The following is a 17,321-nucleotide window of genomic DNA, read 5'->3' as shown; positions in this document are numbered from 1 at the left end:
TGGCATCAGCCAGTGACAATAGGCGCCACTTTAGTATCCTTCGGTCAATAGCCGTCGCATGCGGCTCACCAAGTTAGAAAACGCCATGAGCGAACGAACGACTTCTGCAAGCTGGGCGATGGGGATTGTCAAAGCGCTGGAGATGGACGGCCTGGATTGCCGGGTTCTGTTCACACAGCTGGGGCTCGACTACGCGGCACTGGATGATCCGGATGCACGCTTCCCGCAAGACTCCATGACGCGGCTGTGGCAACGCGCGGTCGAGCTGTCCGGCAACCCGGCCATCGGCCTGAACATGGGCAAGGTGGTGCGACCGGCGCAGTTTCATGTGACCGGTTACGCCTTGATGTCCAGTCAGACCCTGGCCGAAGGCTTTCAGCGTCTGGTGCGCTATCAGCGGATCATCGCCGAAAGTGCCGACCTGAGTTTCAAGCTGCTGGAAGAAGACTACGCGTTGATTCTGACGGTACATGGCGACCATCTGCCGCCAACCCGGCAAAGCGCCGAAGCTTCACTGGCCTGTGCCTTGGCGCTGTGCGGGTGGTTGACCGGGCGTACGTTGCATCCACGCAAAGTGTTGTTGCAAGGCGCCGAGCCGGTCAACCTTGAACCCTATAGACAAGCCTTTCATGCACCGCTGCTGTTCAACGCGCCTTACGATGCGCTGATTTTCGAACGCGCGGACATGGAAGCGCCCCTGCCGACGGCCAACGAGGCCATGGCCTTGCTGCATGACCGCTTTGCCGGCGAGTACCTGACGCGCTTTTCCGAAAGCCGCGTGACCCACCAGGCGCGGCAGGTGTTGTGTCGCCTGTTGCCACAGGGCGAGCCCAAGCGCGACACCGTGGCGCAGACGCTGCATTTGTCCCAGCGCACCTTGCAACGGCGTTTGCAGGAAGAGGGCACGAGTTTTCAGGTGCTGCTGGACGATACCCGGCGTGAACTGGCCGAGCAGTACCTGGCGCAACCGACCATGACCTTGCTGGAAATCGCCTACTTGCTGGGGTTCGCCGATCCGAGCAACTTCTTCCGTGCTTTCCGCCGCTGGTTCGATGCCACACCCGGCGAGTACCGGATGCGGCTGATGCAAATATCTGAAGCGGTCAATGACGCCAAAATGCCGGAATACACAGCACAAACACCGTAATGATCTCCAGTCGGCCCAGCAGCATGCCAAACGACAGAATCCACTTGGCGGCATCCGGCAGGGTGGCGAAGTTGCCCGCCGGGCCGATGGTTTCGCCGAGCCCCGGGCCGACACCGGACACGGTGCTGGCCGCGCCGGTCAGGGCGGTCATCCAGTCCACGCCGAGCAGCGACAGCAGCAGCGCAATCACACAGATGGTGATTGCGAAGAAAAACGAAAAGGTCAGGATCGAGCGCACGATTTCTTCGTCGAGGCGGTGACCGTTGTACTTCTGCTTGATCACCGCTCGCGGGTGGATCAGTTGGTTAAGGTTGGCCTTGAGCAGGATATAGGCCACCTGGAAGCGGAAAATCTTGATACCGCCCGCGGTCGAGCCGGAGCAACCGCCGACAAACCCCAGATAGAAGAACAGCATCAGCGAGAAATTGCCCCACAAGCTGTAGTCCCCCAGTGCGAAACCGGTCGTCGTCACCACCGACGTCACGTTCAGCGCCACATGCCGCAGTGCTTCCAGCCAATGCAGCTTGGTGGTCCACCAGTACCAGGTACCGAGCACCAGCCAGGTCACCAGCAGCATGCCGAGCAGGCCTTGAACCTGTTCATCCTTGATCAGCGCCCGGCGGTTACCACGCAACATGGCGACATACAGGGTGAACGGCAGGGCACCGAGAATCATGATGACGATCGCGACCCAATGCACCGCAGGCTCCGGCCACTTGGCCAAAGACTGGTCGGAGGTGGAGAAGCCGCCGGTGGAAATCGCCGACATCGCATGGTTGATCGCATCGAACAGGCTCATCCCGGCCCACCAGAACGCCAGGCTGCCGACAATGGTAATGCCGACGTACGCCGCCACGATCAGGCGCGCCACCATGTGCGAGCGGGGCATGACTTTTTCCGAGCGGTCCGACGATTCGGTTTGGAACAGCCGCATGCCACCGATGCGCAACAGCGGCAGGATCGCCACCGCCATGCCGATAAAGCCGATGCCGCCGAGCCAGTGCAGCAACGAGCGCCACATCAGGATGCCGGGGGACATGGTGTCCAGGCCGCTGAGCACGGTCGAGCCGGTGGCGGTGATGCCGGACATGCTTTCGAAGAAGGAGTCGGTGTAGCTGATGTGCTGGGTCAGCAGGAATGGCAGCGCGGCGAAGATGCACACCACCAGCCAGCTGCTGACGGTCAGCAGGTACATGTCCCGGGGGCGCAGGTGAATGTGCTCGGGGCGCCCCGGAATCACCAGCGCCAATCCGGCGACAAAGGTGATCATGCTGGCCCAGAGGAACGACGGCAGGTCGCTGGTGCGGTCGAAAATGACCAGCGTGGCCATGGGCACGACCATGGAAATCGCCAGCGTTATCAGGAAGATGCCGATGATGAAACCAATGATCCGTAAGGTCGGCAACGCCATGAGGTCCGCTCGGCTGATAGTGGAAAGGGCGCCATTCTACCCGCGAGGCAGGGCATGTAAACCGGCACTGCTGCGGCAGTTACCGCTAGAATAGCCGCACAAATTTTTCAGGAGGTGGCCGATGCAGGCTCTCGACGCTTTGCTCAACCGTGTTTCCGTTCCACGACTGATTGACCCAGCGCCCACTGCCGAGCAGCGCGAAGTGCTGTTCGGCGCCGCCATGCGCGCCCCGGATCACGGTCACTTGCAGCCTTGGCGTTTCCTGACGGTGGAAGGCGCGGCACGCGAGCAAATGGGCGAGTTGCTGGCCGAAGCGGCGAAGCTTTCGGACAGCGAAGTCAGCGAAGCGGCCATCGACAAGGCGCGCAATGGTCCGCTGCGGGCACCGCTGGTGGTAGTGGTGATTGCGCGGTTGCAGGATCACGTCAAGTATCCGAAGTCCGAGCAGTTGCTGGCGGCGGGCTGTGCGGCCCACGGGATTTTGCTGGCAGCGTATGCGCAGGGCATCGGTGCGGTGTGGCGTACCGGTGACCTGGCTTATTCGCCCCATGTGGCCAAGGGGTTGGGCTTGGCGGAGGGGGAAGAGGTGATTGCTTTCCTGTATCTGGGCACACCGCAGAAAGAACCGCGTGTGGCCGAGAAAGTCGACCTGGCCGAATTCGTCAGCGCCTGGCCGGGTAAAGCCTAAAAATCAACATTCTTTTTACATCATCACTACTTTAAGGTTATACGACAGCCCCCGGCACCAACGGCAATTCCAGGCAGGCAATGAACCCGCCCTCCGGGTGATTGGCCAGCACCAGGCTGCCACCATGGCGCTCCGCCGCGCGGCGGGCGATGGCCAGGCCCAGGCCATGTCCGGCCGCGGTTTGCCCCGGTGCCCGATAGAACGGCTCACCGAGCTGGTTCAAATATTCGGCACTGACACCCGGCCCGTGATCGCGCACGGTCACGATGATCCGCTCACCCTGACGCAGCGCCTGCATTTCGATCGGCAGGCCACCCACCGGATTGAAGCGCTGGGCGTTGCGCAGCAAGTTGTCGACGGCCCGTTCGATCATGGTCGGCCAGCCCTTCAGATTCAGTTGCGACTCGGCTTCAAGGTGGACGAGCTGCTCGGGTGAACCGAGTTGTGCATCCTTTTGCAGGGTATTGAGCAAGGCGTTCAGATCCACCTCTTCCGCACCGGCGTTATCGGAGTCGACCCGCGCCAGCACCAGGATTTCACTGATCAGCGCCTCCAGTCGGTCGCACTCGCGGGTCAGGCGCGGCCAGAGCTGTTCCCGTTCTTGCGGAGTGGCCCGTTCGGCCAGCGCCAGCGCGATGCGCAGGCGGGCGAGGGGCGAACGCAGTTCATGGGATACATCCCGCAGCAGTTGCCGCTGACTGCCAATCAGGCTTTGCAGGCGTGCGCCCATGCGGTTGAAATCGTTGGCAAGGACGCCGAACTCGTCACGACGGTTGGCCAGCTTGACCAGACTGTTCTGTTGATACGTGGTTTGTCCCAGGTCATGCACCGCTCCGCGCAGACGGCTGAGCGGGCGAGTGATGGAAAAGGTCACCAGCAGGCTGAACAGGGTCAGTACCACCAAGGCGATTCCCAGCGCACTCAGCGGCCAGAGCAGGCTTTCACGATGCCAGGCGTCCAGTTCCGGGTGCGGAATGCGGTAGATGAACAGGAAGGTGTCACCGGTTTTTTCGCTGGTGAACTCATCGGTCAGACGCCGCCATGGCAGGCGCCGGTCCTCGTTGTTCTGGCGCGCCTCAAAGGCCGCCGCACGTTTCGGGAAAGTGCCGCGCACCACCGGATCGCCGCTTTCGTTAAGTACCTGAACGTCGATGTGATACTGGCGTTTGCGTTGCTGGAGAATGTCCTGGGCGGCATCTTCGCCCTGACTTTCGTAGGTTTGCGTCCACTGTTCGGCCAGTGTGTTGAGGCCCGGGTGGCGGCTGAGAATCCAGGCGTCCTGGTTGAGCATGTGCCCGAGCAGGATGGAAAGCCCGGCAACCAGAGCGATGGCCAGCCAGAAGCTGGCCAGGATACGCCAGAACAATGAACGCACGGAAAATCCTCAAGCAAGCGCAAAATTCTATGTAGGAGCGAGCTTGCTCGCGATGGACGTCAACGATAACGCGCGGCATCAGGCAGCACGTGTTGTCTATTCGTTTTTCGCGAGCAAGCTCGCTCCTACAGTAAAAGCAGCAGACCCAACGGTGTTGAGCCGTTGGGTCCGGAGTTAGCGCATTATTGCGCTTTTTGCGGTTGTTGCGCTTTCCAGGCTTTGAACTCGGCCCACTCGGCGCGGCGTTCGGCCTGTTTTTTCTGGATCTCGTCGAATTTCTTCTGTTGATCCGGCTTCAGCAAGGCGCGCACGTCCGCTTCGGCTTTCTTGTGGTTAGCGGCCATCTCGTCTTTCATGGCTTTCTGGTCGGCTGGCGAGAGCTTCTCCAGGTACTTCTCGACCAGTTGCTTACGCTCGTGCATCTGCTCGCCCATGATCTTGCGGATCTGCTCGCGCTGTTCGCGGCTCAGGTCCAGTTCACTGTACGGGCCTTTGCCGTGCATGCCGTGCATCTGACCGCCGTGGCGCGAACCGTCCATCGACCCATCCATCGGGCCGGTGCCTTCAGGCATGGCCATGGCAACGGTCGGCAGGGCAGCAGCGAACATCAGAGCGATAAGAGTCTTGCGCATGGTGTATCTCCTTGTCTCGTTCCCGGTACGTTCCGGATGAGTACAGATTACGCAGATCAAGGTCAGCGGCGGTCAGCGGAGGGTAAAGCTTTGGTAAACATGATTTTCGGCCGACCTGACAAACCCGTAGGAGCTGCCGCAGGCTGCGATCTTTTGACCTTGGCTTTGAAGATCAACAGATCGCAGCCTGCGGCAGCTCCTACGGGGATCAGAGGCTGTAGTAGTAGCCGCGGCTGCGCAGGGCGACGATGCGCGGACGACCGTCGGGGTGTGGGCCGATTTTTTTGCGCAGGTTGCTGACGTGCATGTCCAGGCTGCGGTCGTACAGGGTCAGCTTGCGTCCGAGAGCGATCTGCGCCAGTTCCTGTTTGTCCAGGGGCTCGCCGGGTTGCTTGAGCAGGGCTTCCAGCAGGCGGCTTTCGGAAACAGTGAGGGTGAACTCTTGCTCGTCGATGCTGACCACGCCGCGCACCGGGCTGAAACACAGGTCGCCCAGCTCCATCTGGCTGGACACCGCTGCCGGATGGCTACGACGCAGGACCGCGCGCAGGCGGGCAGTCAGTTCCCGTGGGTCGCAGGGTTTGGCCAGGTAATCGTCGGCGCCGAGTTCCAGGCCGAGGATACGGTCCAGGGGCTCGCCACGGGCCGAGAGCATCAGCACCGGCAGATCCGGGTGATCGCTGCGCAACTGCTTGAGCAGTTCCAGGCCGCTGCCATCGGGCAACATCACATCCAGCACCACGGCCGCCGGGGCGGTTTCGGCCAGTGCACGGCGTGCGCTCTGGCCATCGTGACAGGCACGTACCTGAAACCCTTCCTGGCTCAGCCAGCTGCTCAGGAGCTCACACAGCTCCTGGTCATCATCAATAAGTAACAGCTCGCTCATGACTCACTCAATTTAGCCATTGTCGACGTTTTCGACTTGCTCCACTGGCGAAGATACCGCAGAGCAGAGCCAATAGCGCTACCCCGGCGCCAATGACAAACCATTGTTGCTGGTCGGTCAGCAGGCGCGGCAGTGGACTGCTGGCCTGGGCTTCCTTGAGTTGCAGCTTCAAGCGCTGGTTCTCCTGGCGCAACCGGGCCAGCAGCGGGCTTTCGCGTTCGCCATCGGCAGTTTGCAATTGTTTGTTCAGATCTTCCCGTTGCCGTTCGCTTTCTTTCAAGCGTTGCTGCAACTCGGTCATCTGGCTGCCGGCGCTCAAGGAAAGCGGCGTCGAATTACCGCCCTCGACACTTTCCTCACCGTGGGCGGGCGCCCCGATCGACAACGTGACCAACATCAGACACAACGGACCCTTGCGCATCGCGACTCCTGATTCCAATACGAGTATTGGGCAAGTTGTCGGCCGGCAAACGAGAATAATGAGCGACTGAGAACGCGATGTACCGACAAGGTTCATCGCGTGGGGCAATTGCGAGAAGAAAGTTACGGCAGGACTTGCTTGAACGGCTTGACCAGAACGTTGGCGTAGACGCCTGCGGCGATGTACGGATCAGCGTCGGCCCAGGCCTGGGCGGCGCTCAGGGAATCGAATTCGGCGACGATCAGGCTGCCAGTGAAACCCGCCGCGCCCGGATCATTGCTGTCGACCGCCGGATTTGGGCCGGCCAATACGATGCGACCTTCGCCCTTGAGCACTTGCAGGCGCTCGAGGTGCGCAGGCCGTGCGGCCAGGCGGGCTTCCAGGGAGTTGGCGACGTCTGTGGCAATGATTGCGTAAAGCATGTCAGTCCTCGGTTTTTGGCGTAGTGGTATCGGCATCGTGCAGATGGCGGGACAGGTAGATGCCCTGGCCGACCAGGAACAGCAAAGTCATGCCCAGGCTGCCGAAGACCTTGAAGTCGACCCAGTAGCTCTGGAAGGTGAACGCGACAAACAGGTTGGCGGCACCGCAAAACAGGAAGAAGACGATCCACGCGATGTTCAGGCGCGTCCAGACCGGCTCCGGCAAGGTCAGCGCGTGGCCCATGATGCGCTTGATCAGCAGGCTGTCACCGACGAAGTGGCTGCCGATGAACGCCAGGGCGAACAGCCAGTTGACCACCGGGGCTTTCCACTTCAGGAACGTCTCGCTGTGGAACGCCAGGGTCAGGCTGCCGAAGACCAGGCAGGCGATCAGGGTCAGCCACTGGCTTTTCTCCAGCTTGCGCTGCTTGATGAACAGCGTGCCGTAGACCACCAGGGAACTGACGATCAGCATCGCGGTGGCGCTGTAAATACCGCCTACAGTGAGCTCATGGCCGGCGATGTCGACGACCCGTGGATCGATCTTGAAGACGATGAAAAACAGCAGGAGCGGGATGAAATCGATGAATTGTTTCACAGTGGCAGCCAGAAGCAGGATGTGGCGGCATAATAACAAACATATGGGCGCGCGATAGCGCCAGCTGATTTGAGGTTACAAAGCCCTGTGAATGTTGATTTGCACTGCCATAGCACGGCCTCCGATGGCGCCCTGGCGCCTGCGGTTCTGGTGGCGCGGGCGTTCGAGAAAGGCGTGCGAGTCCTGGCCCTGACCGATCACGACACCCTTGAAGGCCTTGACGAGGCCCGCCACGCGGCCACCGCGCTGGGGATGCAACTGGTCAACGGCGTCGAATTGTCCTGCACCTGGGGCGGCGCGACCATTCATGTCCTGGGCTACGGTTTTGACGTGAACGCCGCGCCGTTGGTCGAGGCCATCGCCAGATTGCATGATGGCCGCTGGCTACGCTCCGAGGAAATCAGCCGCAAACTGGCGCTCAAAGGCATGCCGGGGGCGCTGGAGGGCGCCCGCAAGATCCAGCAGGAGCTGGGCGACAGCGGTAACGCGCCGGCCCGCCCGCATTTCGCCGACTGGATGGTGCGTGAAGGTTTCGTCAAGGATCGCGCCGAGGCGTTCCGTAAATGGCTGGGTGCCGGCAAGCTGGGCGACGTCAAGCAACACTGGCCGACGCTGGAGGAAACCGTCGAAACCCTGCGCGCAGCCAAAGCCTGGGTCAGCCTGGCACACCCCTGGCACTACGAATTCACCCGAAGCAAGCGTCGTCGCCTGATTGCCGACTATATTCAAGCAGGGGGCCACGCCATCGAAGTGGTCAATGGTTACCAGCCTGCCGAGCAAGTGGGCAGCCTGGCCATTCTGGCCCGCGAGTTCGGTCTGCTGGTCAGCGCCGGCAGTGATTTTCATGGCCCTGGAGGGTGGTCGGAGATCGGTGAATACCGGCCACTCCCGGAGGATCTGCCACCACTATGGTGTCGATTCAAACATGACCCAGTTATTGCCGCCGTCTGAACAGGTAGAGAATGTGAGTCAATTTTTCCAGATTCATCCGGAAAACCCGCAAGCGCGCCTGATCAAACAGGCAGTCGAGATCATCCGCAAGGGCGGGGTGGTGATTTATCCCACGGACTCTTCCTACGCCATTGGTTGCCAGATCGGCGACAAGGTGGCCGTGGAGCGCGTTCGGCGCCTGCGACAGCTGGATGAAAAACACAACTTCGCGCTGATCTGCAGCGACCTGTCGCAGCTTGGCCTGTTCGCCAAGATCGACACCGGCACGTTCCGTATTCTCAAGGCCCATCTGCCGGGACCGTATACCTTCATTCTCAACGCCACCCGCGAAGTACCGCGGCTGTTGTTGCACCCGAAGAAACGTACGATCGGCCTGCGTGTGCCGAGCCACCCGATTGCCCTGGCGCTGCTGGCTGAACTGGGCGAACCGTTGATGAGCGTGACCCTGATCATGCCTGGCGATGAAGATCCGTTGAGCGACCCGCACGAAATGCGCCAGTTGCTCGAGCACCAGGTCGATCTGATCATCGACGGCGGTTTCGGCGGGATCAGGGCGTCCACCGTGATCAACCTCGCCGACGGCGAGCCGGAAGTCATTCGCGTTGGTTGCGGCGACCCTGCGCCGTTCATGGTCGAGGCCTAGATGTCCGCAGTAGAACCCGTCGACAGTCAGGCCGGAGCCCAGCAGGAACTGCCCTTCGCCATGGTCTATGGCCAGGCGGTCATGGAAATGCCGCTGGACCTGTACATCCCGCCCGATGCCCTCGAGGTCTTCCTCGAAGCCTTCGAAGGGCCCCTCGACCTGCTGCTGTACCTGATCCGCAAACAGAACATCAACATCCTCGACATCCCGGTGGCGGAAATCACTCGCCAGTACATGGGCTACGTCGAGTTGATGCAGTCGGTGCGCCTGGAGCTGGCCGCCGAGTACTTGGTGATGGCTGCGATGCTGGCCGAAATCAAGTCGCGGATGTTGCTGCCGCGGGCAGAAACCATCGAAGACGAAGAGGAAGACCCGCGCGCCGAACTGATCCGCCGCTTGCAGGAATATGAACGCTTCAAGGCTGCCGCCGAAGGCATCGATGGCCTGAGCCGCGTCGGTCGTGATGTGGTGGTGCCCAGGCTTGACGCCCCAGAGGCCCGGGCGCGCAAGCTGCTACCAGACGTGCGTCTGTCCGAGTTGCTGCTGTCGATGGCCGAGGTGTTGCGCCGTGGCGACATGTTCGAAAGCCATCAGGTCAGCCGCGAGGCGCTGTCGACCCGCGAACGCATGAGCGATGTGCTGGAACGGCTCAAGGGCGGCGGTTTCGTGCCGTTCGTCGAGCTGTTCACCGCTGAAGAAGGGCGCCTGGGGGTGGTGGTGACCTTTATGGCGATCCTTGAATTGGTCAAGGAATCCCTGGTCGAGCTGGTGCAGAATGAGCCATTTGCCGCGATCCACGTGCGAGCGCGAGCCGAATAACGAGTCGAAACATGAACCTGACTGAACCCCGTGATCTGGCACCCTTGCTCGAAGCCTTTCTGTTGGCTTCGGGAAAACCGCAATCTCTGGAAAGCCTGTTCGAACTCTTCGAAGAAGGCGAGCGCCCGGAGCCGCCGGTGTTCAAGAAGGCCCTGACGATTCTGGCCAAGTCCTGCGATGGCCGCGCGTTTGAACTGAAGGAAGTGGCCTCGGGTTATCGCCTGCAAATTCGTGAGAAATTTGCGCCTTGGGTCGGGCGTCTGTGGGAAGAGCGCCCGCAGCGTTACTCCCGTGCCATGTTGGAAACCATGGCCCTGATCGCCTATCGCCAGCCGATTACCCGTGGCGAAATCGAAGACGTGCGGGGCGTGGCGGTCAACAGCAACATCGTCAAGACGCTGATGGAGCGCGAGTGGATCCGCATCGTCGGCTACCGCGACGTGCCCGGCAAACCGGCGATGTTCGCCACCACCAAGGCGTTCCTCGATCACTTCAACCTGAAAAACCTCGACGACCTGCCGCCGCTGGCGGAACTGCGCGAGCTGGAACCGGATCCGGTGCTCGATTTCGATGACGCGCCCGTACCTGCCGGTCTGCAAGAGTTGGCCGACGCCAGCGCCGAGCCGGAAGAGCCCAAGGAAGAAACCAGTTTCCACACGCTGTTGCTGGAACTGGATAGCATGGAGGAGGGGCTCAAGACCGACTTCGACGACTTGTTGCGTGATGGCGCGTCGCCTGAGTTCGATTCGGAACCGTCGGTTATCGAGCCGGAAGTCGAAGCGGCACAGCCCGAGCCTGAGCCGGAAATTGAACCGGAGCTAGAAGACGACATCCTCGGTGTCGCCGAAGCCCGGGAAAAACTCCTGGCCGCTGTAGCCGCCCTCGAACAACCGAAACCCGAGCCGGAACTGTCGGACGAAGAAGCCGAAGCCCGTGCCCTGGCGGAAGCCATCGAAGCAGAACGCCGCCAATTCGAAGATTGATACGATTCTCGTGAACAATGGAGATTCACTGTGGGAGCGAGCTTGCTCGCGATGGCGACAGGTCAGTCGCTTCGATGTCGGATGTGCCACCGTCATCGCGAGCAAGCTCGCTCCCACAGGGTTTTGTGTTCGCAAGCAAGCTGCGTGTCACCGGTCGGCGGAAAAACAAATAACCTTGCATTGATCAGCTAGTCTCTGATGCGCAAACGCCCTCATGCGCGTATGATTCGCGACCCTTCGGCGATCCCTTCGCCCAAGTACCCAGTTTTCAGACCACACCGGGAGGTGCCCAGATGAGTATCAAAGACCAGCAAGACGACCAGCCAATCGGCCCAGCAGGCGAAAAACTGCAGAAAGTCCTCGCCCGTATCGGCGTCGGCTCGCGCCGTGACGTGGAAGCCTGGATCAGCCACGGCCGCATCAAGGTCAACGGCAAAGACGCCACCCTTGGCCAGCGCGTCGACATGCATGACGCCATCACTATCGATGGCAAGGTGATCAAGCGCGAAGAGGCCGCCGAATCGGTGCGCCGCGTAATCATGTACAACAAGCCCGACGGCGAGATCTGCACCCGTGTCGATCCGGAAGGCCGTCCGACCGTGTTCGACAAGATGCCGCGCCCTAAAGAGGGTCGCTGGATCAACATCGGTCGTCTGGACATCAACACCACCGGTCTGCTGATGTTCACCACTGACGGTGAACTGGCCAACCGCCTGATGCACCCGTCCTACGAGATGGACCGCGAGTACGCCGTGCGTGTACGCGGTGAAGTCGACGACGAGATGATCGAGCGTCTGAAGGCTGGCGTTGTCCTTGAAGATGGCCCGGCCAAGTTCACCGACATCAAGCAGGCGCCAGGCGGTGAAGGTTTCAACCACTGGTACCACTGCGTGGTGATGGAAGGTCGTAACCGTGAAGTGCGTCGCCTGTGGGAATCCCAGGGCCTGGTGGTCAGCCGTCTGAAGCGCGTGCGTTTCGGCCCGGTGTTCCTCAACTCCGACCTGCCGATGGGCCGCTGGCGTGAAATGAGCCAGTACGAAGTCGATATTCTGAGTGCCGAGGTCGGCCTGACACCGGTCGCGATGCCGCAGATGAACGCCAAGAGCAAGGACAAGCTTGACCGGATGCAGCGCAAATCCTCGCGTCCGATGGCCAAGACCGAGCGCGTGCGTACCCTGCGTCCGGCCGCTGGCGCAGCCGCCGCACCTGCCGCGCCACGTGCCAGCCGCGAGCCGCAGATCGAAGGCGAGCGTCCAGGGCGCAAGCCTGCTGCGCGTCAGGACGGTGAGCGCGGTCCACGCACGCCACGTCCGGCCAACGGCCGTACGGAGCGTGGCGAAGGTCGTGGTACGCCGGTAGCCGATCGTCCGGCCGACACCAAGCGCCCGGCCAAGCCTGCGCCGAAGCGTCCGGGGATCAAGCTGGTCGATGGTGACACGCCATCGGGCAAGCGCCGTGGCGCACCGGCCGGTTCCGGCCAGCGTCCGGGCTTTGGGCGTCGCAAGCCGGAATAATCGGCTGAGCGCTTCATAAAAAAACGCCAACCTTCGGGTTGGCGTTTTTTTTTTGGCCTGGCTTTATGTCTGTGTCGTTTTTGAGGCCGCCTTCGCGGGCAAGCCAGTCGCCGCACCGGGATGTCCGAAGTGGAAAGCCAAAATTACATGCTGTAAAGAAATCATGACGAAATCAACAGATTAACCCCATGAAATCGCCCCTCCTCGAATGTTGTAAGAAAATTCTTACGCGTCATTACCTTGCATCCTTCTCTCAACGCTCTAGCCCGCTTGTTTCATCGCGCCATGCAGGGTGTTATGCGCGCCATGCCTGTCGTGCAGGTGCATAACAAAAAGGAGGCGCAATGAACGCCGTATACCATCTCCATCTCTCTGCGAGAGGCGGTTTTCCTGCCTTTCCCGTCGATGATCCGCAAGGATCTGACCCATTTTTTGCAGCCGCCCGAGCTCCTCGGGGCGGACACAGGCAATCCCGGCCATAGACACGCTTGTCCAGCGGGTCTGGCAGCAGGGGGTTACGGGTGTACAATGCGCCGCGTTTTACCTGTGACCTCCTGCGCATCTGCGCAAACCTCAAGGCTATCCGCCTTGTTCACTCCGTCGCGTCACGAGCGTGTCGGGTTCGATTTCGTCACAGATAAAAACAAACAGGTGACGCATGACCGTTGTAATTACGCTGAACTCCTGGTGCCTGCGCTGGGGTTTGATCGGTGCCGCTTAACGCCTTTCCTGAGCAGCAACGTCTACTGAACATCATCAAACCTTGCGTGAGACCCTTTTCATGAGTGGACAAAACCCGCAATCAGGCGAGCTGAAACGCGGCCTGAAAAATCGCCACATTCAATTGATCGCCCTCGGTGGCGCGATCGGTACCGGTTTGTTCCTCGGCTCGGCCGGGGTACTGAAGTCCGCCGGCCCGTCGATGATCCTCGGCTATGCCATCTGCGGCTTCATCGCCTTCATGATCATGCGCCAACTGGGCGAAATGATCGTCGAAGATCCAGTGGCCGGTTCCTTCAGCCACTTCGCGCACAAATACTGGGGCGGCTTTGCTGGCTTCCTGTCGGGCTGGAACTGCTGGATTCTGTACATTCTGGTGGGCATGTCCGAGCTGACGGCCGTCGGCAAGTACATCCACTACTGGGCGCCGGACATCCCGACCTGGGTCTCTGCAGCTGCCTTCTTCGTACTGATCAACGCGATCAACCTGGCCAACGTCAAAGTGTTCGGCGAGGCCGAGTTCTGGTTCGCGATCATCAAGGTCGTGGCGATCGTCGGCATGATCGCCCTGGGCAGTTACCTGCTGGTCAGCGGCAATGGCGGCCCGCAAGCGGCGGTCAGCAACCTGTGGTCCCACGGTGGCTTCTTCCCGAACGGCGTCAGCGGTCTGGTGATGGCCATGGCGTTTATCATGTTTTCCTTCGGTGGTCTGGAAATGCTCGGTTTCACCGCAGCTGAAGCCGACAAGCCGAAAACCGTGATCCCGAAAGCCATCAACCAGGTGATCTACCGGATCCTGATTTTCTACATCGGTGCCCTGATCATCCTGCTGTCGTTGACTCCATGGGACAGCTTGCTGACCACCCTGAACGCCTCCGGTGACTCCTACAGCGGCAGCCCGTTCGTGCAAGTGTTCTCGATGCTGGGCAGCAACACCGCTGCGCACATCCTCAACTTCGTGGTTCTGACCGCTGCCTTGTCGGTGTACAACAGCGGCACCTACTGCAACAGCCGCATGCTGCTGGGCATGGCTGAGCAGGGCGACGCGCCGAAGGGCCTGGCGAAGATCGACAAGCGTGGCGTGCCAGTGCGTTCGATCCTGGCCTCGGCCGCCGTGACCCTGATCGCGGTACTGCTGAACTACCTGATCCCGCAAAACGCGCTGGAACTGCTGATGTCGCTGGTGGTGGCCACCCTGGTGATCAACTGGGCGATGATCAGCTACTCGCACTTCAAGTTCCGCCAGCACATGAACAAGACCAAACAGACGCCGCTGTTCAAGGCCTTGTGGTACCCATACGGGAACTACGTCTGCCTGGCGTTCGTGGTGTTCATCCTTGGCGTGATGCTGTTGATTCCGGGGATTCAGACATCGGTGTATGCGATTCCGGTGTGGCTGGTGTTCATGTGGGTCTGCTACTGCATCAAGAACAAGCGCAGTGCTCAGCGTGCCTTGCAGGCCGCAGTGGAGTAACTCCGCGCAGAAACGACAAACCCGGCCAAGTGCCGGGTTTGTCGTTTCTGCACGTACACATTTCCCTGTGGGAGCGAGCTTGCTCGCGATTAGGCCGTGTCAGTCGACATCATCGCTGCCTGACACACCGCTATCGCGAGCAAGCTCGCTCCCACAAGGGATTTGTGGCGTGCTGAAGATCTGATCGCGGTATCCTGCACGCTCTGAATACGGACGCTTTTCCATGCTGGTGATTTCCAACAACGTGCACCTGCCGGATGCCGAGATCGAGTTGACGGCCATTCGCGCCCAGGGGGCCGGTGGGCAGAACGTCAACAAGGTTTCCAGTGCCGTGCACCTGCGCTTCGACATTCCGGCGTCGTCCTTGCCCGAGTTCTACAAGGAGCGGCTGCTGGCACTGCGCGACAGCCGCATCACCAGCGACGGTGTGTTGATCATCAAGGCCCAGCAGTACCGGACGCAGGAGCAGAACCGTGCCGATGCGCTGGAACGTTTGATAGAGCTGATCCAGAGTGCCACCAAGGTCGAAAAGAAACGCCGCCCGACCAAGCCGACGCTCGGCTCAAAAACCCGTCGGCTCGAATCCAAATCCAAGCGAGGCAACATCAAGGCCGGGCGCGGCAAGGTCGATTTCTAACGCACGTCTCGCGTTTCGCGTTGCTTCGGCGCCTGCCGGTACAGGTAGACGCTGAGCGCAAGACCGCTGAGCGCGGCGAGTGCGGCGAACAGGAAGATCGAAGCAAAGCCGAATCCCGCCGCAATCGCACCGGCCAATGGCCCGGTGATCCCCAGCGACAAATCGATGAATAGCGAATAAGCACCCACCGCCGCACCACGGCTGGAGGCGGGCACCAGATTGACCGCTTCCACGCCCAGCGCCGGAAACACCAGCGAAAAACCGAACCCGCTCAGCGCCGCGCCCGCCAGTGCCCAATGAGCGTCGGGTGCCAGCCACAGCAGCAACAGGCCCAGGGTCTCCACCGACAGGCAGGCAATCGCCACGCGAAAGCCACCGAGACGGTTGATCAGGTTGCCGAACAGCAAGCGCGCGCCGATGAAGCTGGCGCCGAACAGGCTCAGGCACAGCACCGCGTTGTCCCAGTGTTGCGTGGCGTAATACAGAGTGATGAAGGTGGCGATGGTGCCGAAACCAATGGAACCCAAGGCCAGGCCACAGCCGTGGGGGAAGACCCGCCCGAGCACATGCATGAACGGCAGGCGCTCACCGGCAACGATTGGTGCGGCGGTTTTCGGCCAGGCCAGCAGCAGGCCGAGGATCGCCAGCAACACAATACTCACCCCCATGCTCCACAAGCCCAGTTGATGGACGAGCAACACACCCAAGGGCGCGCCGACAGCCAGTGCGCCGTAGCTGGCGATACCGTTCCAGGAGATGACCTTGGCCGTGTTCGCCGCGCCGACGCGGCCGATGCCCCAGCCAATCGAGCCCGAGCCCACCAGGCTTTCCGCGCTGCCGAGCACCAGGCGGCCGATCAACAGGCTGATCAGGCTCAAGGTCGGCAGGCTCTGGGTCCAGGCCGAGACCAGCATGAACACACCGCTCAAGCCACAACCGGCCAGGCCATACATCACGGCCAGTTTGCTGCCCTTGTTGTCGATGATCTTCCCGGCATAGGGGCGGCTGAGCAGGGTGGCCAGGTATTGCACGCTGATCACCAGGCCCGCGATCACCGCGCCGAAGCCCAGGTCGCTGTGGACGTAGCCGGGCAATACGGCCAAGGGAATGCCGATGTTCAGGTAGCCGATAAAGGTAAACAGGACGATGGAAACAACTTGCAGCGTGACCGCCAGGGGGCGCTGGTTTTCAGGCATGGGTAAAGGTCCACGGTAAAGCAGGATAGATAGGCTGCTTATGATAGCGGTGTGGACAGTCGCAGGTTGTGAAAAAGTAAAACTATTTGCCGGGCGCTGTCATTCAGGTTTGACGGGAGCGACCAGCTGCGTGGTGACCAGGGCGGCCAGCGCATTTTCCTGGGTGCCGAAGCGGGCGAGCAAGGCGGTTTGTTTCTCGGGAGAGAGGCGATTCCAGATCTCGATCATTTTCTCGGCGGTGCCGATCAGGACCCTGGCCTGCGCTTCGCTGAATTCATCGGTCATGGGTAAAGGCTCTTTCAGGCAGTGTGGAAAGCGCATGTTAGCGCTTTCCACACGGTCTGTACGGCGGGTGTTTCAGTCTTCTCTGTCAGCCTGGCGGCTGTCAGTGGCTTCTTTCGGCTCGGGCTGTTGGGCTCCGGCTTGCTGCGTGGTCGTCTGCTCAGGTTCGTGCAGGCTTGGGAAGGGGAGATTAGGAATCTCGTGCATAGTCGCGCTCCTCGCTAAGTCTGTTGATAGATCTGGTAGATCCGCGCTTTTAAAAAGCTTGGGCAGGATACAGCACTGAAAATGACAAACGGATTTTTATATCCATTTGTTTCGACGGGTGGGGTTGTCTAGACATGACTGGAGGAGCGACACAAAACAAATGTGGGAGCAAGCTCGCTTGTATGCTAGGACTTGAAGGGAGGAGGAGGGACAAAGCTCGATTCTGACTGTTAGCGCAGTACAGATCCGTGGGAGATTTCGCCCCTCCTCCTTTCACCCAAGCGCCGATAAAGAATGCATCTGGCTAGACCGACG

The 17,321-nt window shown here is 60.7% G+C and carries 18 protein-coding genes; 9 read left to right on the top strand and 9 right to left on the bottom strand.

The features are described from left to right. Positions 1 to 85: 85 nt before the first annotated feature. Complete coding sequence (locus AC1DKH_RS27470) at positions 86 to 1,147, top strand: AraC family transcriptional regulator (protein WP_477754472.1); 1,062 nt, start codon at positions 86 to 88, stop codon at positions 1,145 to 1,147. On the opposite strand, the gene AC1DKH_RS27465 is transcribed toward AC1DKH_RS27470, so the two are convergent. After that, positions 1,104 to 2,558, bottom strand: coding sequence for a TrkH family potassium uptake protein (locus tag AC1DKH_RS27465; RefSeq protein WP_477788384.1), 1,455 nt, complete (start codon positions 2,556 to 2,558; stop codon positions 1,104 to 1,106). The genes AC1DKH_RS27470 and AC1DKH_RS27465 overlap by 44 nt on opposite strands. A 121-nt stretch (positions 2,559 to 2,679) precedes the next feature. On the opposite strand from AC1DKH_RS27465, the gene AC1DKH_RS27460 reads away from it, so the two are divergent. After that, positions 2,680 to 3,246 carry an NAD(P)H nitroreductase gene (locus tag AC1DKH_RS27460; protein ID WP_413427313.1) on the top strand — a complete coding sequence of 189 codons (567 nt, stop codon included), beginning with the start codon at positions 2,680 to 2,682 and terminating at the stop codon, positions 3,244 to 3,246. 37 nt (positions 3,247 to 3,283) lie between these two features. Here the strand turns inward: AC1DKH_RS27460 and AC1DKH_RS27455 are convergent, their stop codons facing one another. From AC1DKH_RS27455 to AC1DKH_RS27430, 6 genes are all read right to left on the bottom strand, one after another. Continuing rightward, positions 3,284 to 4,621: a sensor histidine kinase gene (locus tag AC1DKH_RS27455; RefSeq protein ID WP_477799907.1), complete on the bottom strand. Its 1,338-nt coding sequence runs from the start codon at positions 4,619 to 4,621 to the stop codon at positions 3,284 to 3,286. A 182-nt stretch (positions 4,622 to 4,803) separates the two neighbouring features. Then, positions 4,804 to 5,253, bottom strand: coding sequence for a Spy/CpxP family protein refolding chaperone (locus AC1DKH_RS27450; RefSeq protein WP_477754468.1), 450 nt, complete (start codon positions 5,251 to 5,253; stop codon positions 4,804 to 4,806). A gap of 208 nt (positions 5,254 to 5,461) precedes the next feature. Next, entirely contained in the window at positions 5,462 to 6,139 is a 678-nt protein-coding gene (locus tag AC1DKH_RS27445) for a response regulator transcription factor (RefSeq protein ID WP_007984138.1), read from the bottom strand. Between the two features lie 7 nt (positions 6,140 to 6,146). Further along, on the bottom strand, positions 6,147 to 6,560 hold the full coding sequence (locus tag AC1DKH_RS27440) for an SH3 domain-containing protein (RefSeq protein WP_477799906.1): 414 nt from the start codon (positions 6,558 to 6,560) through the stop codon (positions 6,147 to 6,149). Positions 6,561 to 6,682: 122 nt separating this feature from the next. Continuing rightward, positions 6,683 to 6,982, bottom strand: a complete 300-nt coding sequence (locus AC1DKH_RS27435; RefSeq protein ID WP_108218598.1) for a YciI family protein — start codon at positions 6,980 to 6,982, stop codon at positions 6,683 to 6,685. Position 6,983: 1 nt separating this feature from the next. Next, on the bottom strand, positions 6,984 to 7,580 hold the full coding sequence (locus AC1DKH_RS27430) for a septation protein A (RefSeq protein ID WP_477752380.1): 597 nt from the start codon (positions 7,578 to 7,580) through the stop codon (positions 6,984 to 6,986). Positions 7,581 to 7,667: 87 nt separating this feature from the next. Between AC1DKH_RS27430 and AC1DKH_RS27425 the strand changes: the two genes are divergently transcribed. The 7 genes from AC1DKH_RS27425 to arfB all read left to right on the top strand — a co-directional run bounded on the left by AC1DKH_RS27425 (position 7,668) and on the right by arfB (position 15,321). Continuing rightward, positions 7,668 to 8,531, top strand: coding sequence for a PHP domain-containing protein (locus AC1DKH_RS27425; RefSeq protein ID WP_218432616.1), 864 nt, complete (start codon positions 7,668 to 7,670; stop codon positions 8,529 to 8,531). A gap of 13 nt (positions 8,532 to 8,544) precedes the next feature. Continuing rightward, positions 8,545 to 9,174 (top strand): L-threonylcarbamoyladenylate synthase, encoded by a 630-nt coding sequence (locus tag AC1DKH_RS27420; protein WP_477799905.1) that lies wholly within the window; start codon positions 8,545 to 8,547, stop codon positions 9,172 to 9,174. 60 nt (positions 9,175 to 9,234) lie between these two features. After that, on the top strand, positions 9,235 to 9,993 hold the full coding sequence (locus tag AC1DKH_RS27415; RefSeq protein ID WP_477762612.1) for a segregation and condensation protein A: 759 nt from the start codon (positions 9,235 to 9,237) through the stop codon (positions 9,991 to 9,993). A gap of 11 nt (positions 9,994 to 10,004) precedes the next feature. After that, complete coding sequence (gene scpB, locus AC1DKH_RS27410; protein ID WP_477799904.1) at positions 10,005 to 10,976, top strand: SMC-Scp complex subunit ScpB; 972 nt, start codon at positions 10,005 to 10,007, stop codon at positions 10,974 to 10,976. A gap of 293 nt (positions 10,977 to 11,269) precedes the next feature. Continuing rightward, positions 11,270 to 12,490, top strand: coding sequence for a 23S rRNA pseudouridine(2605) synthase RluB (gene rluB / locus AC1DKH_RS27405; RefSeq protein ID WP_477752382.1), 1,221 nt, complete (start codon positions 11,270 to 11,272; stop codon positions 12,488 to 12,490). A gap of 781 nt (positions 12,491 to 13,271) precedes the next feature. Beyond that, complete coding sequence (locus AC1DKH_RS27400; protein ID WP_477752383.1) at positions 13,272 to 14,684, top strand: amino acid permease; 1,413 nt, start codon at positions 13,272 to 13,274, stop codon at positions 14,682 to 14,684. A 223-nt stretch (positions 14,685 to 14,907) separates the two neighbouring features. Continuing rightward, entirely contained in the window at positions 14,908 to 15,321 is a 414-nt protein-coding gene (gene arfB, locus AC1DKH_RS27395) for an alternative ribosome rescue aminoacyl-tRNA hydrolase ArfB (RefSeq protein ID WP_108218603.1), read from the top strand. Here the strand turns inward: arfB and AC1DKH_RS27390 are convergent. Together AC1DKH_RS27390 and AC1DKH_RS27385 are read right to left on the bottom strand one after the other, a co-directional pair. After that, entirely contained in the window at positions 15,318 to 16,517 is a 1,200-nt protein-coding gene (locus tag AC1DKH_RS27390) for an MFS transporter (RefSeq protein WP_477799903.1), read from the bottom strand. The two genes, arfB and AC1DKH_RS27390, sit on opposite strands and share 4 nt — an antisense overlap. Positions 16,518 to 16,616: 99 nt before the next feature. After that, on the bottom strand, positions 16,617 to 16,802 hold the full coding sequence (locus tag AC1DKH_RS27385; RefSeq protein ID WP_477799902.1) for a hypothetical protein: 186 nt from the start codon (positions 16,800 to 16,802) through the stop codon (positions 16,617 to 16,619). Positions 16,803 to 17,321: the final 519 nt, after the last annotated feature.

This window comes from Pseudomonas sp. 05L36 (assembly GCF_056398125.1).
The sequence above is the reverse complement of the archived record's forward strand: the minus strand, read 5'-3'. Positions and strand labels throughout refer to the sequence as shown.